The 23,524-nt window shown below is 73.0% G+C and carries 19 protein-coding genes and 1 riboswitch; of the genes, 13 read left to right on the forward strand and 6 right to left on the reverse strand.

All coding sequences use genetic code 11. The annotated features are described in order from the left end of the window. The first annotated feature begins 109 nt into the window (after window positions 1–109). The 5 genes from M4486_RS07695 to M4486_RS07715 all read left to right on the forward strand — a co-directional run bounded on the left by M4486_RS07695 (window position 110) and on the right by M4486_RS07715 (window position 7,008). Entirely contained in the window at window positions 110–2,266 is a 2,157-nt protein-coding gene (locus tag M4486_RS07695; protein ID WP_249480563.1) for a M13 family metallopeptidase, read from the forward strand. A 7-nt stretch (window positions 2,267–2,273) separates the two neighbouring features. Then, window positions 2,274–2,852 (forward strand): hypothetical protein, encoded by a 579-nt coding sequence (locus M4486_RS07700; RefSeq protein ID WP_249480564.1) that lies wholly within the window; start codon window positions 2,274–2,276, stop codon window positions 2,850–2,852. Between the two features lie 264 nt (window positions 2,853–3,116). Then, window positions 3,117–3,223: riboswitch (TPP riboswitch) on the forward strand. Between the two features lie 75 nt (window positions 3,224–3,298). Further along, window positions 3,299–4,009 carry an ECF transporter S component gene (locus tag M4486_RS07705; RefSeq protein WP_249480565.1) on the forward strand — a complete coding sequence of 237 codons (711 nt, stop codon included), beginning with the start codon at window positions 3,299–3,301 and terminating at the stop codon, window positions 4,007–4,009. Further along, window positions 4,006–6,390 (forward strand): ATP-binding cassette domain-containing protein, encoded by a 2,385-nt coding sequence (locus M4486_RS07710; RefSeq protein ID WP_249480566.1) that lies wholly within the window; start codon window positions 4,006–4,008, stop codon window positions 6,388–6,390. Before M4486_RS07705 ends, M4486_RS07710 begins: the two co-directional genes overlap by 4 nt. A 132-nt stretch (window positions 6,391–6,522) precedes the next feature. Then, the gene (locus tag M4486_RS07715) at window positions 6,523–7,008 is read left to right on the forward strand and encodes an ankyrin repeat domain-containing protein (RefSeq protein WP_429798329.1); all 486 of its coding nucleotides are present in this window, start codon (window positions 6,523–6,525) and stop codon (window positions 7,006–7,008) included. Window positions 7,009–7,071: 63 nt separating this feature from the next. On the opposite strand, the gene M4486_RS07720 is transcribed toward M4486_RS07715, so the two are convergent. The 4 genes from M4486_RS07720 to M4486_RS07735 all read right to left on the reverse strand — a co-directional run bounded on the left by M4486_RS07720 (window position 7,072) and on the right by M4486_RS07735 (window position 9,857). Beyond that, on the reverse strand, window positions 7,072–7,575 hold the full coding sequence (locus M4486_RS07720; protein WP_249480567.1) for a GNAT family N-acetyltransferase: 504 nt from the start codon (window positions 7,573–7,575) through the stop codon (window positions 7,072–7,074). 5 nt (window positions 7,576–7,580) lie between these two features. Continuing rightward, window positions 7,581–8,660 (reverse strand): Fpg/Nei family DNA glycosylase, encoded by a 1,080-nt coding sequence (locus M4486_RS07725; protein WP_249480568.1) that lies wholly within the window; start codon window positions 8,658–8,660, stop codon window positions 7,581–7,583. Next, the gene (locus M4486_RS07730; protein WP_249480569.1) at window positions 8,660–9,166 is read right to left on the reverse strand and encodes a ribose-5-phosphate isomerase; all 507 of its coding nucleotides are present in this window, start codon (window positions 9,164–9,166) and stop codon (window positions 8,660–8,662) included. The genes M4486_RS07725 and M4486_RS07730 overlap by 1 nt, the downstream gene beginning before the upstream one ends. A gap of 82 nt (window positions 9,167–9,248) precedes the next feature. Continuing rightward, the gene (locus tag M4486_RS07735; RefSeq protein WP_249480570.1) at window positions 9,249–9,857 is read right to left on the reverse strand and encodes a DsbA family protein; all 609 of its coding nucleotides are present in this window, start codon (window positions 9,855–9,857) and stop codon (window positions 9,249–9,251) included. A 263-nt stretch (window positions 9,858–10,120) separates the two neighbouring features. Between M4486_RS07735 and M4486_RS07740 the strand changes: the two genes are divergently transcribed. The 4 genes from M4486_RS07740 (at window position 10,121) to pepN (ending at window position 17,525) form a co-directional block, all read left to right on the forward strand. Continuing rightward, window positions 10,121–11,944 (forward strand): ABC transporter transmembrane domain-containing protein, encoded by a 1,824-nt coding sequence (locus M4486_RS07740; protein ID WP_249480571.1) that lies wholly within the window; start codon window positions 10,121–10,123, stop codon window positions 11,942–11,944. An 8-nt stretch (window positions 11,945–11,952) separates the two neighbouring features. Then, complete coding sequence (locus tag M4486_RS07745; RefSeq protein ID WP_249480572.1) at window positions 11,953–13,791, forward strand: ABC transporter ATP-binding protein; 1,839 nt, start codon at window positions 11,953–11,955, stop codon at window positions 13,789–13,791. Window positions 13,792–14,191: 400 nt separating this feature from the next. Further along, a complete protein-coding gene (locus M4486_RS07750; RefSeq protein WP_249480573.1) occupies window positions 14,192–14,851 on the forward strand; it encodes a ribonuclease FAU-1 family protein in 660 nt (219 codons plus the stop codon). 112 nt (window positions 14,852–14,963) lie between these two features. Further along, window positions 14,964–17,525, forward strand: a complete 2,562-nt coding sequence (gene pepN, locus M4486_RS07755) for an aminopeptidase N (RefSeq protein WP_249480574.1) — start codon at window positions 14,964–14,966, stop codon at window positions 17,523–17,525. Between the two features lie 132 nt (window positions 17,526–17,657). On the opposite strand, the gene M4486_RS07760 is transcribed toward pepN, so the two are convergent. After that, window positions 17,658–18,668: an iron-siderophore ABC transporter substrate-binding protein gene (locus M4486_RS07760; protein WP_249480575.1), complete on the reverse strand. Its 1,011-nt coding sequence runs from the start codon at window positions 18,666–18,668 to the stop codon at window positions 17,658–17,660. A gap of 244 nt (window positions 18,669–18,912) precedes the next feature. Between M4486_RS07760 and M4486_RS07765 the strand changes: the two genes are divergently transcribed. From M4486_RS07765 to M4486_RS07780, 4 genes are read left to right on the forward strand one after another with little or no spacing between them, the layout of a single operon-like run. After that, window positions 18,913–20,082 carry a FecCD family ABC transporter permease gene (locus tag M4486_RS07765; RefSeq protein WP_249480576.1) on the forward strand — a complete coding sequence of 390 codons (1,170 nt, stop codon included), beginning with the start codon at window positions 18,913–18,915 and terminating at the stop codon, window positions 20,080–20,082. Beyond that, window positions 20,079–21,215, forward strand: a complete 1,137-nt coding sequence (locus M4486_RS07770) for a FecCD family ABC transporter permease (RefSeq protein ID WP_249480577.1) — start codon at window positions 20,079–20,081, stop codon at window positions 21,213–21,215. Before M4486_RS07765 ends, M4486_RS07770 begins: the two co-directional genes overlap by 4 nt. Before the next feature lie 58 nt (window positions 21,216–21,273). Continuing rightward, the gene (locus M4486_RS07775; RefSeq protein WP_152353458.1) at window positions 21,274–22,218 is read left to right on the forward strand and encodes a mechanosensitive ion channel family protein; all 945 of its coding nucleotides are present in this window, start codon (window positions 21,274–21,276) and stop codon (window positions 22,216–22,218) included. A 47-nt stretch (window positions 22,219–22,265) separates the two neighbouring features. After that, window positions 22,266–22,811 carry a globin gene (locus M4486_RS07780; protein ID WP_249480578.1) on the forward strand — a complete coding sequence of 182 codons (546 nt, stop codon included), beginning with the start codon at window positions 22,266–22,268 and terminating at the stop codon, window positions 22,809–22,811. A 10-nt stretch (window positions 22,812–22,821) separates the two neighbouring features. Here M4486_RS07780 and M4486_RS07785 read toward each other — a convergent pair whose 3' ends face one another. Further along, window positions 22,822–23,502: a TetR/AcrR family transcriptional regulator gene (locus M4486_RS07785; RefSeq protein WP_249480579.1), complete on the reverse strand. Its 681-nt coding sequence runs from the start codon at window positions 23,500–23,502 to the stop codon at window positions 22,822–22,824. Window positions 23,503–23,524 lie beyond the last annotated feature (22 nt).

A 23,524-nucleotide genomic window follows, 5' to 3' on the forward strand; every position in this document is an offset into this window, starting at 1 on the left:
CGGAGCGCGTCCTCCGTCGGCCCGGCCGGCGGGAGCGGCGTCGCGCCGCCGCTCCCGCGCCCATCCCACCGCCCGGCCCGACGCCGACCTCCCCGACGAAGGAGTCACCATGACCGATGCCGTCCCCTCCGACAGCGCCACGACCGCAGCACCGACCGGCTCCGAGGTCCGCTCGGGCCTGGACCGCAGCGGCGTCTCGGACTCGATCCGCGTGCAGGACGATCTCTTCGGGCACGTCAACGGCGCCTGGCTCGCGGAGCACGAGATCCCCGCCGATCGTGCGTCCGACGGCGAGTTCCGACGCCTGCGGGACCTCGCGGAGGAGCGCGTGCGCGCCATCGTCGAGGAGGCCGCCGAGGACCCCGAGCTCGCTGACCTGCTCGCGGCGGGCGATGCTCCGGAGACGGATCGCGGACGCGTGGGCCTGCTCTACCGGCTGTTCATGGACGAGGACGCGGTCGAGGCCGCCGGCGCCGCACCGCTCGCACCGATGCTCGAGGAGGTCGCGTCCACGACCTCGCTCGCGGACCTGGTGCGCCTGCTCGCCTCCCCCGTGGCCGGCACCAGCGCCCTGCACACCTACGTGTGGACGGATGACGACGACTCTTCCCGCTACCAGGTGAAGCTGCACCAGGGCGGGCTGGGCCTGCCCGACGAGTCCTACTACCGCGAGGACTCCTACGCACCGATCCGCGAGGCGTACGTCGGCCACCTCGCACGTCTCGCCGATCTCGCCTCCCTGCCCGGCCGCGAGGGGCTCGTCGCCGGGGACTCGAGCGACCTGGCCCGCGCGGTCATGGACTTCGAGACGCGGCTCGCGGCGTGCCATGTGGACCGGGTGCGCCTGCGCGACAGCGAGAAGTCGAACAACCCGATGGACGCCACGCAGCGGGAGGCCCTCGCCCCCGCGTTCCCCTGGGACGCGTACGTCGAGGGCACGGGCGCGCCGGCGGGCGCCTTCGACGTGGTCTGCGTGAGCCAGCCCGAGTTCGTCGAGGCCGTCGCCCCGCTGCTCGCGGCCGAGGACCTCGCCGTGCTGCGCACCTGGGCCGCCCTGCACACCGTCGGCGCCTTCGCCCCGTACCTCTCCTCGGCCTTCGTCGAGGAGGACTTCGACTTCTCCGGTCGCACCCTCTCCGGCGCCGAGCAGCTGCGCGAGCGCTGGAAGCGCGGCATCTCGCTGGTCGAGGGGGCCGTGGGCTTCGCGATCGGCCAGGACTACGTGGCCCGGCACTTCCCGCCGCACCACAAGGCGCGCATGCAGGAGCTCGTCGGCGCGCTGCTGGACGCCTATCGGGAGTCGATCTCGACGCTCGAGTGGATGACGCCGGGCACCCGCGAGAAGGCCCTCGCCAAGCTCGAGCTGTTCACCCCGAAGATCGCCTACCCCGACGTGTGGCGGACCTACGAGGGCCTCGTGCTCGACCCCCACGACCTCGTCGCCTCGGTCCGCGCCGCCCGCGCGCACGACGCCGCCCACGACTTCGCGAAGCTCGCCGGGCCCGTCGACCGCGACGAGTGGCACATGACCCCGCAGACGGTCAACGCCTACTACAACCCGGGCGCGAACGAGATCGTCTTCCCCGCCGCGATCCTCGAGCCGCCGTTCTTCGATGCCGAGGCCGAGGACGCCGTGAACTTCGGCGGCATCGGCGCCGTGATCGGCCACGAGATCGGGCACGGCTTCGACGACCAGGGCTCGAAGTACGACGGCGAGGGCAACCTGCGCTCGTGGTGGACCGACGAGGACCGCGAGGCCTTCGAGCAGCGCACCCGCGCGCTCATCGACCAGTTCGACGCCCTCACCCCGCGCGTGCTGCGCGAGCAGGCGGAGGCGACGGCGACTGACGCGGCCGATGGGGGCGACGCGGTCGGCGCGGTCGGCGCAGACGGTGGGGATGGCGCGGTCATCGGCGGCGACGAGCTGCCCCATGTCAACGGAAGCCTCACGATCGGCGAGAACATCGGCGACCTGGGCGGCCTCACCATCGCGATCAAGGCCTACCTCGCGCGCTCCGGCGGGAACCCGCCGCGACTGGACGACCTGAGCGGCCTGCAGCGCGTGTTCTGGTCCTGGGCCACGGTGTGGCGCGCGAAGTCCCGCGCGCAGGACGCGGCGCGCATGCTGGCGATCGACCCGCACTCCCCCGCCGAGTTCCGCTGCAACGCGATCGCGAGCAACCTCGACGCCTTCCACGCGGCCTTCGACGTGCGCGAGGACGACGCGATGTACCGCGCGCCCGAAGACCGCGTGAGCATCTGGTGAGGACACCGTGAGCAGGCCGGAGGCGCCCTTCCACGTGGGGCGGACGACTCCCGGCGCGGTGGGCTGGACCCGCATCGGCATGAGCGCTGTGATCGGCGTCGGCATCGCCGGGTACGCGATCGCCTGGGCGCGCGGCGAGACGGTCGTGCTGGGCCTGGTGCTCGCCCTGGCCGTGCTCGTGTACGCCTTCTGGTCGTGGATGCGGCTGGCCACCCGGTTCGTGGTCGACGTCGACGGGGTGACCGTGAGCCTCGGCGGGTTCCTGCCGCGCCCCGCCTGGCCCGTCGCCGACTTCCGCACCGTGCAGCTGCGCCGCATCCCGGGCGAATCGCTCGGCGTGACGGTGGGCGGGCTCGGCTGGCGCCGCGGCCGCGTGATCGCGCCCGAGAGCGGGAGCATCGAGGCGCTGCCCGGCCGCAAGGTCTTCACCACCGGCGAGCAGCGGTCCTCGTACCGCCTGATGGTCTCGCGTCCCGGGACGCTCGTGGAGATCATCGGTCGCGAGGGCACCCACTTCCTGCTCTCCCCCGACGATCCCCGCGCCGCCGCCGAGGCGATCGACCAGGCCATCCGCGCCCGCCGCTGATCCGCGCGCGCTGAAGCCCCGCCGACCGCTCGTCGGCCCATCCGCGCCCCGTCTGCGTCGCGAGAAGTACGAAACGGTTGCCAAGAGCGCTCTTGGCAACCGTTTCGTACTTCTCGCGCCCGTTCGCCCGTTCGGGAGCCGGTCGGGACGGGACCGTCCGATCCCGTCGCCTCGCACGAGCCGTCGGGCATCGGCCGACCCGGGCGATCTGGCGCACATCCCGAGGGCGCACCGACCGCCCTGCGCGATATCATCGACGCTGACATCCACAGACAGGGGAGCACCGCAGAGGTGCTGAGAGTGCGCACAGAGCGCAGACCCTCGAACCTGATCCGGTTCAGACCGGCGTAGGGAGTCGGGATTCTTCTGCGATGTCCGCCGCGCCGGATGACTGCATCCGGGGCCGACGGGCCTCGCGGCCCCTTCCGCATCGGAAGGAGAACCAGATGTCGACCAGCTCCACCCCCGCCGCCCCCTCCGCGCGCGCCGAGAAGACCGCGGCGACCGGCGCGTCCCCGGCACCAGCACCGGCACCAGCACCAGCACCGGCGAGCGACGCCCTCGCACGTCGGCCGCTGCCGGCCTACCGCACCGTGGACCTCGTGCTGACGGTCGCGATCGGCGTCGTCTTCGCCTTCGTGTTCCTCGCCTGGGGCCAGGTGTACACCCTGTTCACCCCGCTGCAGGCCGTCCTGCCCCCGTCGGTGGGGCTGCTCGCGGGCGTGTGGTTCCTGCCCGCGCTGGTGGCGATGCTCATCGTGCGCCGTCCCGGCGCCGCCGTGCTGGCGGAGGTCATCGCCGCCGTCCTCGAGATGGTCCTCGGCGGGCAGTGGGGCATCGGCACTGTGGTCAGCGGCCTGCTGCAGGGCGGAGGCGTCGAGATCGCGTTCCTCGTCACCGCCTACCGCCGCTTCACCCTGCCCGTGGCGATCGCCGGCGGCGCGCTCTCGGGGATCCTCGAATGGGTCTACGAGCGCTTCTCCTACTACCCCGAGTGGTCCTGGGCCTCGGCCTGGGCGCTGCTGGGCTTCTTCATCGTCTCCGGTGCGCTGCTGTGCGGGGTGCTGGGGTGGCTGATCGTGCGCGCCCTCGGCGCGACCGGCGCCCTGAGCGCCTTCCCGGCAGGGCGCCAGTGGGGACGGCGGTCGCGCGCATGAGCGCGGGGCCGACGGTGCTCGGGGCGACCTCTGGGACCGACGGGACGACCGCTGGGGCCGACGGGACGCTCGGCGACGCGGCTCCCGACGGAACGGGCCCCGCCTCCCACGCCGCCGTGCCGCTCGCTCTCGACGCCGTCACCTGGACGCCGTCGACCCGCTCCCGCCCGACGATCGACGACCTCACCCTGCACATCCCGGCCGGCCAGCGCGTGCTGCTCACGGGGCCCAGCGGCGGCGGCAAGTCGACGGTGCTCCGGGCCCTCACGGGCCTGCTCGACACCAGCACGGGCGACCTCGCGGGTGATGCCACCGGCCCCACCCGGCCGGGCGAGCGCGGACTGCTCCTGCAGCAGCCGCTGCACGCCCTGATCGGCGGGAGCGTCGGCCGGGACGCGGCCTTCGGGCCCGAGAACGCGGCGTTGGACCGCGAGGAGATCCAGCGCCGCGTGACCTCCGCCCTGCACGCGGCGCGCGTCGGGCTGGACGCCGCGACCTCGCCGTGGGATCTCAGCGGCGGGCAGCAGCAGAGGCTCGCCCTCGCCGGCTCCCTGGCGCTGGATCCCGGTGCGCTGCTGCTGGACGAGCCGCTGAGCATGCTCGATCGGCCGACGGCCTGCGCGGTCCGCGCCGCGATCCTGGATGCGGTCGGCGATCGCACCCTGGTGGTCGCCGACCACGACGCCGAGGGCTGGGCCCCGCACGTGGACCGCGTGATCGTGCTCGGAGCGCAGGCGCACGTGCTCGCGGACGGCGCTCCCGACGACGTCCTCGAGCAGCCCGATCCGGCCACCATGCCCGATCCGGCCGCCGCTCCCGACCCGGCCGCCATGCCGGCCCCTGCGCGCGCATCCGGCACGTGCGGCCCGCCGGTGCTGTCGCTCTCGAGAGTCTCGATCACGCGACGGCGACGACGGGACGAGGTCCGGGGGAAGCGGGCCGTCGCCTCGCCCCTCCTCGACGGCATCGACCTGGCCGTTCCCACAGGATGTGTCGCGGTCCTCACCGGGCCGAGCGGCAGCGGCAAGACCACGCTCCTGCGCACGATCCTGGGCCTCGCCGATCCGGCCGGAGGACACCTCGAACGTCCCGAGCCCACCAAGATCGCCTTCGTCCCTCAGGAGCCCGAGCACTCCTTCGTCGCCCGCACCGTGCGCGCTGAGGTCACCGCCTCGCCCTGGGCGCACGACCCCGAACTCGCCGAGAGCCTGCTGCGGCGCGCCGACCTCGCGCACCTCTCGGACGCTCAGCCCTTCGAGCTCTCCGGGGGCGAGCAACGACGCCTCGCGATCATCGCCGCCCTCGCCCAGGAACCCGCCCTCCTCGTGCTGGACGAGCCCACCGTGGGACTCGACCAGGAGCGTCGCACCCAGCTGTTCGCCCTGCTCGAGGAGGCGTCCGCGCGCGGCTGCGCAGTGCTGGCCGCGACGCACGACCCCGATCTCATCACGCGCGCGCACGTGCGCATGGACCTCGCGGAGCACGTGAGCACGGGCGACGACGCGCAGTCCGCCTCCCCGGAGCCGGCCGCGACCGACACCGCGCTGGCACCGGCACTGGCGCCGGCAACCGCACCCGCATCCGCATCCGCAACCGCAACCGCAACCGATACGACCCTCCGCTCGCCCCGCCGTGCCCGTCCTGCCCCCGCCGACACGCTCAACCCGCTGACCACCATCGCGATCGCCGTGGCAGCGGCCGTCGGCTCCTTCGCGATCGACCGCTGGCAGCTCGGTCTCCTCTCGTGCGTGCTCGTCGCGGTCCTCGCCCCGCTCGCCGTGCGCGGGGTGCGCAGCACGGCGCTGCGTCTGATCCCGATCGAGCTCGCGGCGGTCGGCCTCTGCTGGTCCACGGTGCTCGCCTCTCCCCTGCCCGTGTTCTCCGGGACCACGTGGCTGCTGGGTCTCAAGGAGGCCCTGCGGATCGGATACTTCGTGGCTCCCGGCGTGCTGATCTTCGCCTCCCTCGACCCGACGCGGCTCGGAGACGCCCTCGGCGGGAGGCTGCGTCTGCCCGGCCGGCCGGTCGCGGCGAGCGTCGCGGGACTCGTACGGGCAGGGCTCACGGCCGACGTCTGGGAGCGGATCATGACCAGTCGCCGCCTGCGCGGCCTCGGGGCGCGGCGCGACCTGCGCCACCCGCTCCGCTCGGGCGCGGCGCTCGTGCGGCTGCTGGCCTCGTGCACCCTCGCCCTCCTGGTCGACGCGGTGCGGGGCACCGAGCAGCAGGCGCTCGCGATGGATGCCCGCGGCTTCGCGACCGCGCAGCACCGCACCTGGGCGCTGCCCAGCCCGTTCACGAGGGGCGACCTCGTGGGGCTCGCCGCCGCCGCACTCCTGCTCGCGGCGCCCTGGGTGCTGCGGACGGTGCTGGGCGGCTGACGAGCCGACCCCGTCGACGCGGGCCGGAGCCGGCGATCCTTCCTCCCGCCTCGCCCGCCGCTCGCAGTGCAGTCGACGACGGATGACGTTCCGTGTGGTCGCCGCGTCGTGCGGGCCTTTACCCTGGTGCGCATGACTTCCGACGCCGCGCAGCCCGAGCCCCCGCAGCCCGACACCTCACAGCCTGCCTCCGCGCAGCCTGCATCGCCGCTGACCACCGAGGAGCAGGACGAGCAGGTGCTCGCCCTGGCCCGGAGGATGCTCGACGATGCCCGTGAGGGCCGGGGCGACGCCCTGCTGCCGCTGCTGGATCAGGGGGCGCCGGTCGCCATGCGGGACTCGCGGGGGAACTCGCTGCTCATGCTCGCCGCCTACCACGGGCACGCGGACCTGGTGCGTGAGCTCGCCGCCCGCGGTGCGGACGTCGATCAGCTCAACGACCGCCAGCAGTCGCCGCTCGCGGGCGCCGTGTTCAAGGGGTACGACGACGTGGTGTCCGCGCTCCTGGATGCCGGGGCGGATCCCGATGCGGGCACCCCGAGCGGCCGTGACTCGGTCGCCTTCTTCGGTCGGGAGGAGATGGGCCGGCTCATCGAGGAGAAGGCGCCGCGCGGCTGAGCGCAGGCCCTGACCCGCGCACGTCGGTCAGGCCCGACGGCCCGCTCTCCCACTGCGCGCGGATCAGTCCCGCGGGTGCACGTAGCGCATCGGCACGTGCTCGATGCCGGCCTCGAGGAACAGTGGGCCGGTGGTCTCGAAGCCCATGCTCGCGTACCAGCGCTCGAGGTACGCCTGGGCGCCGATCTCGACGACCGCCTCCGGTGCGATCTCGCGGGCCACGTCGAGGGCCGCACGCACGAGTCGTCGGCCGAATCCGTCGCGCCGACGATCCGCGCGCACCACCACGCGACCGATGTGCACGGTGCCGTCGGGGTCGCGCAGGATGCGCAGCTGGGCGACCGGCTGGCGCTCGAGGCCGCCCGTGACCGGCTCCGCGTCCGGTGCCTCGATCCACAGCAGCACCGTGGAGGGCTCGAGCTCGCGGCCGTCGAGGTCGGCGTCGTCGGCGTGCTGCTCGAGGGTGAAGACGTCCTGGCGGAGCTTCGCGAGCAGATAGACGGTGCGCGGATCGATCTCCTGCAGGTGGGCGCGGCGCAGCACGCCGCCCGTCTCGGGGTCAGGCATGCCCATCACCGTAGCTGCCCGTCCTGCGGATCCGCCCAGGCGGCGACGGGGTGCTCCGTGGTCCAGCTCGCGCGGCGCGAGCGCCGGGTCTGGCAGCGCGGGCACCAGAAGACCGTGCGTCCGGCGAGGTCCGTCGACCGGATCGCGGTCCCGCACAGACGGCACGGCAGCGTCTGCCGGTGGTACGTGTAGAACGACTGCTCGCGGGGCACGACGCTCGGGTCGTCGTCCCCGTTCTGCCGCGTCGCGCGGGTGCGCTCCTGGATGACCGCCTCGATCTCGCGGTGCTCGGGCTCGGTGGTGACGATGCGGCCGGTCCGCGCGCCGTACCGCATGAGGGGCACCAGGTCGCCCCAGATCCCGCGCACCATCCCCGCGGTGAGGTCCTTGCCGGGCACGAAGGGGTCCAGGCGGGCGCGGAACAGCGCCTCCGCCCGGTAGATGTTGCCGACCCCGGCGATGACCTCCTGGTTCATCAGCAGCACGCCGATCGACGTGCGGGAGCGCCGCACCCTCTCGACGAAGCGCTCGGGGTCCGCGTCCTCGCGCAGCGGGTCCGGTCCCAGCCGCTCCAGCACGGCGGCGCGGCCGTCGGCGTCGAGGATCTCGCAGGCGGTCGGCCCGGTGAGATCGGCGAGCCCGTGGGGGCCGGCGATGCGCAGGCGCGTGGTGGGGCGCGGGACCAGGCGGCGCCAGTCCTCCGTCGCGGCGTCGTGCAGGTCGTATCCGTCGGCCGCTCCCGAGCCGCCGCCCTGCCGGGTCTCCCGCTCGCCGATCCGCACCCGGGGCGCGCCGATCGCGTGGGCGAGCGCGAAGCCCTCCTCGCCCGCGAAGGTCCACGAGCCGTACAGGCCCAGGTGCACGCGCACCCAGCGGGTCACCGGGTCGGAGACGTCGACGGACTCCTCCGGGGTGAAGGCGATGAGCAGCTGCTTCCCGGCGGCCTCGGCCCCGGCCAGCACCCAGCCGTCGATGCTCGCGGCCTCGAGGAAACGCCCCTGCGGGCTCGAGGTGCGCACGCGGCGTCCGCCGAAGCCCGCCGTGAGCGCGGAGGCGAGCCGGTGGACCGTGTGGCCCTCGGGCATCAGGCGCCGGCGGAGCCGGAACCGGCCGCGGAGTCCCCGTCGGCCGACGAGTCGTACCCGCCCGTGCGCTCGTAGAGGCCCACCAGGTCGATGCGCCGCTGGTGGCGCTCGTCGCCGCTGAAGGGCTCGGCGAGGAACAGGTCGATGAGGTGCTCGAGCTCCTCCTCGGTGTGCTGGCGCGCCCCCACGGAGATCACGTTGGCGTCGTTGTGCTCACGGGCGAGCTTCGCCGTGTCCTCGTTCCACACCAGGGCGGCGCGCACGCCGGGCACCTTGTTCGCGGCGATCTGCTCACCGTTGCCGGAGCCGCCGATGACGACGCCCAGGCTGCCGGGCTCGGCGACGACGGCCTCACCGACGGCGGTGCAGAACGGCGGGTAGTCGTCGAGCTTCTCGAAGGTGTGGGCGCCGTGGTCGGTGACCTCGTGGCCCTTCGCGGTGAGGGAGTCCACGAGCCGGTTCTTCAGCTCGAAGCCGGCGTGGTCTGTGCCGATGTGCACGTGCATGGAGGGAGAGCCTTTCAGGGGGTCGGTCGGAGCCGGGGACGGGCGGGCAGGGGCGCTCGGCCCCTGCCCGCCCGGTCCCGGATCAGTCGAAGATGGGGCCGACGGTGCGGCTGCGCTTGAGCTCGAAGAAGCCGTCGACGCGGCTCATCGCCTCGAGGCCGTCGAACAGGGTGCCGGCCTCCTCGCCCTTGGGGGCCGGGGAGATCACGGGGCCGAAGTAGGCGCGTCCGTCGCCGAAGGAGATCACCGGGGTGCCGACCTCGTCGCCGACGAGCTCCACCACGGCCTTCTGCTTCGTGCGCAGGGTGTCGTCCAGGGAGGAGTCCTGGTAGGACTCGAGCAGCGACGGGTCCAGACCCGCCTGCTCGAGGGCGGTCTTCGCGGCGTCGCGGCGATCCTGCAGGCCGCCCACGTGGTACGCCTGGCCGAAGGCGGTGTAGAAGTCGGCGAGGTCCTGGTTGCCGCCGGCGTTCTCGACGGCGAGCGCCACACGGGCCGGGCCCCAGGCGTCGTCCATGCTGCGGCGGTAGCCGGCATCGAGGTCGCGGCCCTCGTTGAGCGCGGCGAGGGACATGAGCGAGAACGTGATCTCCACGTCGCGGACCTGCGAGGCGTTCAGCAGCCAGCGGCTGGTCATCCACGCCCACGGGCAGATCGGATCGAAGAACAGTTCGACATGCGGTGCGGTCACGGAGTCTTCCTCTCGCGTCGGGGATCGGCCGGGCCCGAGCGGGCGTCGGCCTCCCCCATTCTGTCACCAGACCGTGCGCCGCGGCTGTCACGGGGCCGGGCGCTGCGGCCGTCACGGGACCGGCCGCCCGGGCGGATCGATGAACCCGGGGGAACCGGGCGTCGGCCCCGCTGATCCGGAGGGCGGGACGAGGGTGCGCGCAGGGCCTCGATGGGGCACGAAAAGACATTGCCACGGGCGCGGGGATGGGATGGGATTCACGAGTGCACGATTCCCCCTCCCCCTCCTCCGGCCAGCAGGCCGTCCCGGCCGCCGCGGACCCCGCCGCGACGGCGGTCCCGCGTGTCTCCGTCATGCGGTCGATCGTGCGCAACCACCGCCGCTCGATCCCCTGGATCATGGCGACCTCCGCGTTCGTGGAGGCCGTCGACATGCTGGTGCCGATCCTCGTGGGCATCATCATCGACGTGGGCATCGTCCGCGGCAGCCTCGCGATCACCCTGCTGGGCGCCGCGGGCATCTTCGTGATGCGCCTGATCAGCACGTGGGTGTGGACGCTCATGTTCACCGCCTCGCAGCGGGCGCGCCTGTTCGAGCGCCATCGACTGCGGGTCGCGGTCACCGGAGCCGTGCTCGACCCGCGCTCGCGGCCGATCGAGCGCCCCGCCGGCGAGGTGCTCTCGATCGCGACCTCGGACGCCGACAAGGCGTCCGACATCATGGACATGCTGCCCTGGGCCTTCCCCGCCTCCGCGGTCGTGGTGGGCAGCGGCGTCTGGCTCGCGGTGCTCGACCCCTGGCTGGGCGTGGCGACCCTCGTCGGCATCGCGGTCATGGTGCTCGTGATCCGCGTGATCAGCCCCGTGCTCTCGGCCCGCTACGACGCCCAGCAGTCCCGTGCGGCCGACGCCGCCGCGACCGCGACCGACCTCGTCCACGGCCTGCGCGTGCTGCAGGGCTTGGGCGTGCAGTCCCGCGCCCGCACCCAGTACCGCCGGCGCTCCCGGATCGCCCTGGACGCGGCGCTCGTGAACGCCCGCTACTCGGGCGTCTCGAGCGGCCTGACCACCCTCGTGACCGCGGCGATGATGGCGGCCGTCGTGATCATCGCCGCCCAGCGCACCGTCGCCGGGGACATGACCATCGGCACCCTGATCGCCGTCGTGGGCGTGGCGCGCTCGAACATGGGCATGCTGCAGGGCCTCTCGGGGATCCCGATCTGGTGGGCCAGCATGTCGACCTCCGCCGACCGCGTGCGCCGTCTGCTCGCGGACCTCGGCCGCACGGTCGACGATCCCGCGCTGACGATCGGCCACCTCGCCACCGCGCGCGACGAGCGCGGCGAGGCCCGCCCCGGCGAGCGCCGCGCCGGCACCGGCGGCCTGCACCTGCGAGGCGTGGGCGCCGGCAGCCTGCAGGGCCTGGACATGGAGGTGCCCGACGGGCGCGTCATCGCCCTCGCCTGCGCGGACGCGCGTGACGCCGACGCGGTCGTGGAGGCGGTCAGCGGCCGCGCCGAGCACACGGGCGTCCACCTCGGCGACACCGAGGTCACCTCCTCGACCCGCTTCGCGACCCGTGCGGACCTGCTCGTCGAGCCCCATGTCGTCGACCTCTTCGACGGGACCGTGCGCGAGCAGCTCGCCACGCGGGCCCCGGCGAGCGACCCGACGGACGGCAGCGACGACTCCTGGGCCGACGCCGCCCTGCACGCCGCGGGCGCCGACGACCTGCTGCGGATCCTCCCCGAGGGCTACGACACCCGCATCCTCGATCGCGGCGCGAACCTCTCCGGTGGGCAGCGCCAGCGGATCGCGCTCGCGCGCGCCGTCGCCTCCGACGCCCCGGTGCTCGTGCTGCAGGATCCGACCACCGCGGTGGACGCCGTCACCGAGCAGCACATCGCGGAGGCGCTGGTGGCCGCCCGCCGCGTCCCCGACCGGGCGACGCTGCTGGTCACCCGGGCTCCCGCGCTCCTGCGCGAGGCCGACGAGGTGCTCTACGTGCGCGGGGGCCGGATCACCGCCCGCGCCGACCACCAGGACCTCATGGACCGCGACGACTACAGGGAGATGGTGCGCCGATGATCCCCGACATGGCAGCCGTCCGGTGGGACCACGAGGCCGAGGACGTGCTCGAGTCCGACGCGACCGCGCGCCGCCAGCTCGACGAGCACGCCCAGATCCTGCCGATCGCCTCGGTCGGCACGTCCTTCTCGCACGTGGGCCGGCGCCTTCTCGCGCATTGGCCCTCGACCCTGGTCACCCTGCTGGTGGTGATCGGCGGCGCCATCGCCGCAGCGTGGATGCCGCGCCTGATCGGCGGGGCCGTCGACATCGTCCAGGACCGCGAGGGCTCCGCCGCCGTGTGGCGCCAGGGCGGGCTGATCATGCTCGCCGGCGTGCTGCAGGCCGTGCTCTCGGCGCTCGGCTGGGCGCTCGTGAGCGGCATGGGCCAGCGGGTGCTCGCCGCCATGCGCGAGGACGTCATCGACCGCGCCCTGGACCTTCCCGCGCAGACCATGGAGGTCACCGGCATCGGCGACGCCCTGTCGCGGGTCGCCGACGACGTCGACGTCACCGCGCGCGCCGTCAACAACGTGGTCCCGAACCTCATCCAGATGGGGTTCTACGTGGTGGTCACGCTGATCGGCATGGCGACGCTCTCACCGTGGCTGCTGATCCTCGTGGTCGTGGTGGTGCCGATGTACGCGGCCACGGGCGTGTGGTACCTGCGGCGCACCGCCCCCATCTACCGGCGCGAGCGCGTCGCGATGGGCGCCCGCGCCCAGGGGCTGCTCTCGGCGATCCACGGCATCCCGACCGTCCACGCCTACGGCATCGAGCGTCGGGAGACCCGCCACGTCGCGGTGCTCTCGGAGACCGCCGCGGTGCTGGCCATGCGCGTGATGGGTCTGGTCACGAAGGTCGTGAAGATCGTCGTGTGGCCCGAGAACCTGTCGATCGCCCTGGTGCTGATCCTCGGCTACGCGATGGTGCACGTGGGCGGCGCGCCCGTGGGCCTCGTGACCGCGGCCGCCCTCTACCTCATCTCGCTGCTCTGGCCGATGATGAACCTGCTGTTCAGCCTCGACGACGTGCAGTCGGCGGTGGCCAGCCTCACCCGCATGGTGGGTGTCATCGAGTCGATCGATCCGGCGTCCTCCCCCGGCGAGGAGGTGCCGGCGGACGCCTCGATCCGTCTGCGCCATGTCTCCCACGCCTACGGCGAGGACGCGGACGGCACCGAGCGGACCGTGCTGCAGCCCATCGACCTGGACATCGCGCCGGGCGAGTCGATCGCCCTGGTGGGCGCTTCCGGCGCCGGCAAGTCGACGCTCGCGGCGATCATCACGGGCACCCTCACCCCGCGCCACGGCTCCGTGCTCCACGGCGGCGCCGACCTCGCGCACGCGGACCTCGAGTCGGTGCGCCACCACGCGGTGATCGTCTCGCAGGACGTCCACGTGTTCCGCGGGACGCTCGCCGAGGACCTGCGACTGGCCCGCCCCGAGGCGACCGACGAGGAGCTCTGGGCGGCCCTGCGCGAGGTCGAGGCCGACGCCTGGGCCGAGCTTCTCCCCCGCGGCCTGGACACCGAGGTCGGCGAGAAGGGCGAGCGGCTGACGGCCGAGCAGTCCCAGCAGCTGGCGCTCGCCCGTGTCGCCCTGCGCGATCCAGCGGTGCTGGTGCTCGACGAGGCCACGGCCGACGAGGGCTCCTCCGGCGCCCGCGTGCTCGAGCGCGCCGCGACGCAGGTGGCCCGCGACCGCACCACGGTGATCGTCGCCCACCGCCTGTCCCAGGCGAAGGAGGCCGACCGGATCCTGGTGATGGCCGACGGCCGCGTCGTCGAGCAGGGCCCGCACGCGGACCTCGTGGACCACGGAGGCGTCTACGCCGAGCTCTGGGCCGCCTGGAGCGGGAACGACTGAGCGGTTCCGCGCCGGGGGCGGTCCCGGTGCCGACCGGACCCGGTGCCGACCGGACCCGGTGCGACCGGACCCGGTGCCAACCGTCCTCCGATCCGGGGCGGCCTGTCGCCCACCGGCGTCTGGCGGCGCTCTCTGCCTCATATGGCAGAGAGCGCCGCCAAATGCCGTCCCACGACACGCCGAACCCCCGCGGCGCGGGGCGGCGCCCTGCCCCTCGCCCCGCGCACGACCAGCACACCCGTCGTCCGCCGATCTCGCATTCGGCCCCGGCTCCTCCCCTGCACCGCGCGTACCGCGCGGTATGGTCGGCTCATACTCCTTCCCCTCGCGGGGTGAAGATCCTGGGCCGGCGGGCCGGTCGTCCCGGGTCCCCGCGGGGCCTACCCGGCCAGGAGACGTCATGTCCTCCACTGCACACTGGTCACCCGGCGATCAGGTGACCTGGACCTACTACACCCTCCAGCACCCCACCCGCACCGTCCGCCCCGGCACCGTGGTCCTCGACGACGACGAACGCGGCCTGGTGGTCTGGATCGCGCCCGGCACCGAGGTGCTGCTGCCCGTCCTCGAGAACGGCGCACCGCTGCGCCGCGCGGGCGACGAAGGCATGTTCACCCGCCCGCGCGTCCAGTCCAAGCAGCTGTGGACGGGCAACGGCATCCTCATGATCGGCCTGCCCGGCCGCCCCTATTCGGTGTGGCTGTTCTACAAGGACGACGGCTCGCTGGGCTGCTACTACGTGAACCTCGAGACCCCCTTCGAGCGCACCGAGGAGGGCGTCCGCACGCGCGACCTGGTCCTCGATCTGGTGGTGCTGCCGCGCCGCGACTGGCACTACAAGGACGAGGACGAGCTCGAGGGCGCCGAGAGCGTCGGCTACTTCTCCCCCGGCGAGGCCGGCGAGATCCGAGCGGCGGGCCGCACCGCCGAGCACGACATCAAGGACTGGATCTACCCGTTCTCCGCGGGCTTCGAGCACTTCTTCCCCGATCCCAGCTGGTCGATCCCGCCTCTGCCCGCGCACTACTCCTGGGACCTGGACCTGACGCAGAAGCGCTGAGGAACGGGAGCCCCGTCGCCCATCCCGGAATGCGCGGGCCCCGCGCAGACCCGCACAGACCGGTCCCCCGTTCCGGTCCGTCGGCCCGCGCCCCGGTGGCAGGATGGGAATCATGCCTGTGAACCCCTCTGAGAACCTCACCCGCGACGAGGCGCGCGAGCGCGCCTCGTTCCTCTCCACGGACTCCTACGACGTGCGCCTGGACCTGACAACGGGCCCGACCACGTTCGTCACGGAGTCGACGATCCGCTTCTCCTCGACCGAGGCCCGGCCCACCTTCGTGGACCTGATCGCCCCGGCGGTGCACGAGATTGAGCTGAACGGCGAGGTGCTGGAGGATCCCGCCTCCCGCTTCGACGGCGCCCGGGTGCAGCTGCCCGAGCTCGCCGTCGGCGAGAACACCGTGCGGATCCTGGCCGACGGCGCCTTCATGAACACCGGCGAGGGATTGCACCGCTTCGTCGACCCGGTCGACGACGAGGTCTACCTGTACACGCAGTTCGAGGTCTCCGACGCCCGGCGCATGTTCGCGAACTTCGAGCAGCCCGACCTCAAGGCGACCTTCCGCTTCACGATCACCGCGCCCGACCACTGGCGCGTCATCTCCAACTCCCCCACCCCGCAGCCGGCCCCGGCCGGCGAGGGCACCGCGACCTGGGCCTTCGAGCCCACCACGAAGATCTCCACCTACCTCACGGCGCTCATCGCGGGCACCTACGAGGGCGGCGAAGGGTCTGTGACCACGCGCGACGGCCGCACCATCCCGATGGGCGTGTACGCGCGGGCCTCGCTCGCCGAGCACCTGGACCCCCAGAACATCATCGACATCACGAAGGCCGGCATCGACTTCTACGAGGAGGCCTTCGACTGCGACTTCCCGTTCCCCAAGTACGACCAGGTCTTCGTGCCGGAGTACAACATGGGCGCGATGGAGAACCCGGGCGCGATCACGTTCGTGGAGTCCTACGTGTTCCGCTCCGACGTCTCCGACGCGATCCGCGAGCGCCGCGACCTCACGATCCTCCACGAGCTCGCGCACATGTGGTTCGGCGACCTGGTGACGATGCGCTGGTGGGACGACCTCTGGCTGAACGAGTCCTTCGCCGAGTACGCCTCGACGCTCTCGAGCGCCGAGGCCACGAAATGGACGGATGCCTGGACCACCTTCGCGAGCTCCGAGAAGGCCTGGGCCTACCGCCAGGACCAGCTGCCCTCGACCCATCCGATCGTCGCCGACATGGTCGACTTCGACGCGGTCGAGACGAACTTCGACGGCATCACCTACGCCAAGGGCGCCTCGGTGCTGCGCCAGCTCGTCGCCTACGTCGGCAAGGACGCGTTCTTCGAGGGCCTGCGCGCGTACTTCCGCAAGCACGCCTGGTCCAACACCGAGCTCAAGGACCTGCTGGCCGAGCTCACCGAGACCAGCGGGCGCGACCTCGCCTCCTGGTCGCAGCTGTGGCTGGAGACCGCGGGCGTGAACACCCTGCGTCCGCGCATCGAGCGGGAGGCCGACGGGACCGTCGTCTCCTTCGCGATCGCGCAGACCGCCGCGCCCGAGCACCCCACCCTGCGACCCCACCGCCTGGGCATCGCCGGCTTCACCCTCGAGGGCGGCGTGCTGCGCCGCACCGAGAGCGTGGAGATCGACGTCGACGGCGAGCTCACCGAGGTCGATGCGCTCGTCGGCACGCGTGCGGACCTCTGGCTGCTGAACGACGGCGACCTCGCGTACGCGAAGATCCGCCTGGACGAGGACTCCCTGGCCGTCGCCATGGAGCACCTGCGTGACATCGAGGACCCGCTGGCCCGCACCCTGATCTGGTCGGCGGCGTGGGACATGGTGCGCGACGCCGAGCTGCCCAGCCGCCGCTTCCAGGAGCTCGTGCTCGCGAACATCACGGGCGAGGACTCCTCGAGCGTGCTGCGCACGCTGCTCGGGCAGCTGGCCTCGGTCGCCGGCCCGTACGCCGCGCCGGCCGAGCGCGCCGCGCGGACCACCTCCGCGGCCGACGCCCTCTGGGAGCTCACCCAGGCCGCCGAGTCCGGCAGCGACGCCCAGTTCCAGTTCGTCACCGAGTTCGCCCTGCTCTCCTCGAACGACGAGCACGCGGGGATCCTCGAGTCGCTGCTCGACGGCACGGTGACCCTGCCCGGACGCGAGATCGACACCGACCTGCGCTGGTCGCTCGTGATCGCGCTGTCGGCCCTGGGCAGGATGGACGACGCGGCGATCGACACCGTGCTCGCCACCGACGACACCCAGTCCGGGCGCAAGAAGGCCCTCACCGCGAAGGCCGCGCGGCCGACGCCGGAGACCAAGGCCGAGGCCTGGCGGGCCACGGTCGAGGAGGACGCCCTGCCCAACGAGTCCCTGAGCTCGGTGGTCATGGGCTTCCGCCGCGTGAGCGACCCGGCGCTCATCGCCCCCTACGAGACCCGCTACTTCGCGATGCTCGACGGCGTGTGGGAGAACCGCTCGAGCGAGATCGCCAACCGCCTCATCCAGGGGTACTTCCCCGCCGACTTCGGCGGGGAGTCCGTGGTCGAGGCGGCCGACGCGTGGCTCTCCTCGCACACCTCCGCGCCGCTCGGCCTGCGCCGCCCGGTCATCGAGGGCCGCGACACCGTCGCCCGCCAGCTGCGCGTGCGCGAGGCCGACGTCCCGGCCTGACGCGCGCCGCGCCCCGGAACAGATGAGCGCCACGAACCAGATCTCGCCGATCCTGGTTCGTGGCGCTCATGTCGTGTGCGCCGCGGGGCGGCCACCCGCCGCGGGGCGGGTCGTCTGCCGCGCGGCAGCGGGTCAGCTGCCCAGGGCCTTCTCGATCTTGCCGGGAAGCTGCTTGAGCGCGTACTCCTGAGCGAGCACGGTGCCCAGGGAGAAGGCACTGGAGAGGTCGCCGTCCACGACCACGGCGTGGCCGTCGGCCACCGCGGGGATCTGCTTCCACTGCTTGTCGTCGGTGATCTCGGTGGTCTTGATGTAGATCGGGAAGGCGACGATGAGGTCGGCGTCCAGCTCGTCGAGCTGCTCGGCGGAGATCGAGACGGAGAATCCGGAGTCACCGGTGGGCAGCGCCGCGACCTTCTTCGACTGGGTGAAGCCGAGGTTCTCGAGGAAGCCCAGGCGGGTCTCGCCCTCGACGTAGGCGCCCCAGCCCTCGGAGGTCTTCGTCGCGACTGTCACCGACTTGCCCTTCCAGTCGGAGTGCGCGTCGGCGACCTTCGAGAACTGCTCGTCGAGGCCCTTCTGGAGCTCGTCGGCCTTCGAGGTGGCGCCGAGCGCCTTGCCGATGATCGCGAGCTGGTCCTTCGGGGAGACCAGGTAGTTCTCGCCGTCCTTCGGGACCCCCACGGTGGTCGTGATCTGGGAGAGGCGCTTGTAGCGGTCCTTGTCGCCCGAGCTCTTGACGTCCAGGATCAGGTCCGGCTCGAGCGCGGCGATGGCCTCGAAGTCGGGCTCGAGGGTCTCGATGATCGTGGGGGCCTTGTCGTACATGCCCTTGGCCCAGGGGCCGACGCCCTCCCCGCCGAAGGCGATCCAGTCGGAGGCGCCCACCGGCTGCACGCCGAGCGAGAGCGCCGTCTCCGCGTCGCCCCAGCCCAGCGCGACCACGCGGGTGGGCTTCTCGGTGACCTCGACGTCGCCGAACAGCGTGGAGATAGTGACGGGGAATGCGCCGTCGGCCCCGCCGGCATCCGAGCCCGAGCCGGAGCCGGAGGAGCTCGAGTCGTCGGACCCGCCGCAGGCGGCGAGCAGGCCGGCGGACCCCAGGGCGAGTCCGGTCGCGAAGAGGGAACGGCGTGTGAGCATCGAGGGACCTCCGGGTGGGAGTGGACACAGGGGACGCTCGCGCGCTCGGGCGTGCGTCACGACAAAGGTTAGACTCACCTCAGCTGTGCGCCCAGCCCCAGACGGCGCACTTACCGCACGTCACATCCAGTCCGACCCGCGCATCCGCCGCGCGTCCCGCATCCCCGCGGGACGGCATCGCCCCGATCGCCTCCCGCGAGGCGTCGGCGGCCGCCGGCGTGAGCGCTGCCGATCCGGAGGCACCATGAGCAGTCCCGCCGCGGCGCCCTCCGCGCGCGCCCCGCGCTCGGGGACGGGGACCCCAGCACGGCCCGCCGACGAGGCGGGCCGGGACTCGTCCCACGGCGCGGGCCGACGCTCCCCCGCGACCCATGGCGCGCGCCCCGCCCTCCTGATCGCCGCGGTGCTCGTGATCCTGCTGGCGCTGTGCATCGCCTCCCTCGCGATCGGCTCACGTCCGGTCCCGCCGAGCACCGTGCTACGTGTGCTGCTCGATGCGCTCACCCACCTCCGGGGCGGCGGATCGGGCGTCCGGGCGGGATCCCTCGGCCTGAGCGTCCAGGACTACGCGGCCGTGAGCGACCTGCGCCTGCCGCGCACGACGATCGCCCTGCTCGCGGGGGCCGCGCTGGGCCTCGCCGGGGCGCTCATCCAATCCCTCACCCGCAATCCGATGGCGGAGTCGGGGATCCTCGGGCTGAACGCCGGCGCGGCCTTCGCGGTCGCCCTGGCGATCACGGTCCTGGGGATCACGTCGCCGGCGGGCTTCGTCTGGTTCGCGCTGCTCGGCGCCTTCGTGGGGACGGTCGCGGTGTGGCTGATCGGCACGGCGGGCGGGGCCGTCTCCCCCGAGCGGCTCACCCTCGCGGGCGTCGCTCTGGGCGCCGTCCTCGCCGGCATCACCTCGGCGATGCGGCTGACGAACCCGCAGCGGTTCTCGGCGCTGCTGGTCTGGGAGAGCGGCGACCTGTCCCAGCGCGGATGGTCGCTCGTGGTGCCCGCCCTGCCGTTCCTCGCGGTCGGCGTGGTCCTGGCCCTGCTGCTCGCACCGGGCATGAACCTGCTCGCGCTGGGCGACGACCTCGCGGTCGCGGCGGGCGCCCATCTGCTGCGGATCCGGGTGCTCATGGTCCTCGCGATCACGCTGCTCGCGGGTGCGGCGACGGTGATGGCCGGCCCGATCTCCTTCGTCGGCCTGATGGCCCCGCACGTGGCCCGATGGATCGTCGGTCCCGATCAGCGCAGGCTGCTGCCGCTCGCGATGGCGATCTCCGCGGGCGTGATGCTCGTGGCCGACGTGCTGGCGCGCGTGATCATCTGGCCGAGCGAGGCGCCCGCCGGGATCGTCGCGGCCGTCGTCGGCGCCCCCGTTCTCATCGTGCTCGTGCGCCGGACTCGAGCGAGCGGCCTGTGAGCACCACGTCCTCCCCCGGCGGCCCGGCCGTGACCGCCGATCCCTCGCACGACCTGATCGCACGGCGCCGGCGCGGCGAGCGCCGCCGCGACCGCATCGTCCTGGCCGCCCTGGTCCTCGCGACGCTGGCGATCGGCCTGCTCGCGCTGTACCTGGGCAGCTCCTCCGTGATCTTCTCCGACACCCCGCACGGCACGCTCGGCGGACTCCTCGAGGCGCTGCGCGGCGACGGTCCGCGCGCGATGATCGTGCGCGAGTGGCGTCTGCCGCGGGTGGTCGCGGGCCTCGCCTTCGGGGCGGCGCTCGGCGCCTCGGGCGCGATCTTCCAGACCCTCACGCGCAACGCCCTGGGCTCGCCCGACGTCCTCGGCTTCTCCACCGGCTCCTACACGGGCGTGCTGGTCGTGACCGTGCTCCTGGGCGCCGGCGGGCTCGCCTCGAGCGACAGCGGGCTCGCGCAGGCGGCGGCCGCCCTGGGCGAGACCGGCGGAGCCCTGCTGGGCGGGATCGGCGCGGCGATCGTCGTGTACGTGCTCGCCTATCGCGACGGGATCCAGGGGTTCCGCCTGATCATCGTGGGCATCGCGATCGCGGCGACCCTCTCGAGCGTCAACACGTTCCTGCTGCTGCGCGCGAAGGAGGAGGTGGCGATGGCGGCGAGCATCTGGGGCGCCGGCTCCTTCGACCTCATGTCCTGGCCCGCGCTGGTGCCCGCCCTCGCAGTGCTCGTCCTGCTGACCCCCGCGGTGATCGTGTCCGTCCCAGTGATCCATCAGCTCGAGCTGGGCGACGACACCGCGGCCATGCACGGCGTGCGGGTGGAGCGCGCGCGCCGCATCGTGCTGCTGATCGCCGTCGCCCTGGTGGCGGTGTGCACGGCGGTCGCCGGCCCGATCGCCTTCATCGCCCTGTCCGCGCCGCAGGTCGGCCGGCTGCTGGTGCGCCGCCCGGGCATCCCGATTTTGCCTGCCGCGCTCGTCGGCGCGCTCCTGCTCACCTCGGCCGACGTCGTCTCCCAGCAGCTGCTCCCGCAGACCGTCCCCGTGGGCATGGTCACCGTGGTCCTGGGCGGGGTGTATCTCGTCGTGCTCCTGGTCGCGCAGTCCACGCGCGCGCTGCGCCGACGGGTGTGAGGCACCTGTCCCGCTCGCTCACTGACGACGTGGAGGACTGATCGTTAGGGTCGGATCCATGCCCATCGACGACCTCCTGCCGCAGCTGTCCGCCCCGGCCGACGAGGCGACCACGATCATGGGGAGCCTCGTGGACTGGCTCCTGAGCCACGGTGTGCGCATCCTGGTGATCATCGTCGTCGCCGCTCTGATCTCGACCATCGGCACCTGGCTGATCAAGCGCTTCGTGAACACGATGATCGACTCGTCGACGAAGATCTCGACCGTCGCCGGATCCGTCGTCAAGCGCGACGACCGCTCGGCGAAGCTCGCCCAGGCCCGCCGTGCGCAGCGCGCGACGACGCTCTCGAACGTCGCGCGCAACGTGTTCACGATGGTGGTCTGGGCGATCGCCCTGGTGATGGTCCTGGACCAGCTGGGGCTGAACGTCGCCCCCGTCATCGCCTCGCTCGGCGTGCTGGGGCTGGCCGCCGGCATCGGCGCGCAGAACATCATCAAGGACGTCGTCTCCGGCGTGCTCATGCTGTTCGAGGACCTCGTGGCCGTGGGCGACGTCGTGGACCTCGAGTACGCCAGCGGCACGGTGGAGAACATCAACCTGCGCACCACGCAGGTGCGCGCCCTCGACGGCTCCCTGTGGACCGTGCGCAACGGCGAGGTCATCCGCGTGGGCAACATGTCGCGCGGGTTCTCCAACGCCGTGGTCGTCCTCGACATCGACCACGCCGCCGACTACACGAAGGTCACGGAGATCCTCGACGAGGTCGGCGCGGAGTTCGGCGAGGACGAGCAGTGGAAGGAGCTGCTGCTGGGCCCCGTCACCGTCTCGGGCATGCTCGAGGTCGACGGCGCGAGGTACCAGCGCCGCGTCGTGGTGCGCGTCGAGCCCGGTCAGCAGTGGACCATCGAGATGGAGCTGCGCCGACGCATCCGCCTGGCCTTCCGCGAGGCCGACATCGACTTCGCGCTCCCCCGCTTCGGGGCCGTCACCGCGGCCTCCTGAGAACATGGCCGGTGCGCACGCGGCCGCCTGAGAACCTGGAGCATCCCATGACGATCCCCCTGCAGGACCCCTCCTCCGATCCGTCCCGGCGCGGCCCCTCGGCGGGTCCGACGGCCGCCCCCGCGACCGGCGGCGGCCCGGCCCCCGCCCGTGCGGCGGAGCCCGCCGCACGGCAGTCGTTCTACGAGGCCGTCGGCGGCCACGAGACCTTCGCGCGGCTCGTCCACCGCTTCTACGACGGCGTCGCCGAGGACGCGGAGCTGCGCGCGATGTACCCCGAGGAGGACCTGGGGCCGGCCGAGGAGCGTCTGCTGATGTTCCTCGAGCAGTACTGGGGCGGCCCGAAGACCTACGGCGAGCGCCGCGGCCATCCCCGGCTGCGCAGACGCCACGCGCCCTTCGCCGTCTCGCCCTCGGCGCGCGACGCGTGGCTGCGGCACATGCGCGTCGCGGTCGACTCCCTCGAACTCGCGCCGATGCTCGAGGAGCCGCTGTGGGACTACCTCGAGCGCGCCGCGCACTCGATGGTCAACACCGTGGACGGCGGCGAGGCGCCGATGCCGGGAGCCGCGCTCCCCGGCCACATGGACTGAGCACCCCGGCTCAGTCCGGACCCGCCGACGCCCCGGCTCGGTCCGCGTCCGCTGCGCCGCCCGCCTGCTGACGCATTCCCTCGAGGATGAGGTCGAGTCCGGCGCGGAACTGGTCGGCGTCGTCGTGGCCGACGAACTCCTCGATGATGGCGTGGATGTACGGGAACTCCTCGGGGTCCAGGTCCCGCCAGACCTGCGCGTACTGCTCGAGACCGCTGTCGCGGTCCGCGAGGGTCGCCGCGAGCTCGGCGGGAGGCTCCTGCCCCAGATCGATCGCGGTGCCGATGACGAAGCCGAGCACCGTGGAGACCGCGTGGAACGTCTCCCGCGGCGGCATCCCCAGCCGCATCACCTGCTCGCCGAGCGCCTCGTAGGCCCGCACCACGTGCGGCTGGGTCGAGCTGTCGCGCATCATGTAGCGGCCCGTCCAGGGGTGCTCGCGGATGGTGTCGAACAGGTCGACGGCGAGCGCACGCAGGTCCGCGAGCGGATCCTCCGACCCGGGGAGATCCGCGATGCGCGCGACGTACTCCGAGATCACCTGGTCGGTCGCCCGGTCCAGCAGCTCGTCCTTGCTGGAGACGTACCAGTAGATGCTCGCGACGCCGCCGCCGAGCCGCGCGGCGAGCGCGCGGAATGTCAGCGCTCCCTCGCCGTCGGCGTCGAGCAGGGCGATCGCCTCGGTGAGCACGGCCTCGAGCGAATGCGTCGCC

The sequence above is a fragment of the Brachybacterium kimchii genome (genome assembly GCF_023373525.1).
In the GTDB taxonomy this organism is placed as follows: domain Bacteria; phylum Actinomycetota; class Actinomycetes; order Actinomycetales; family Dermabacteraceae; genus Brachybacterium; species Brachybacterium kimchii.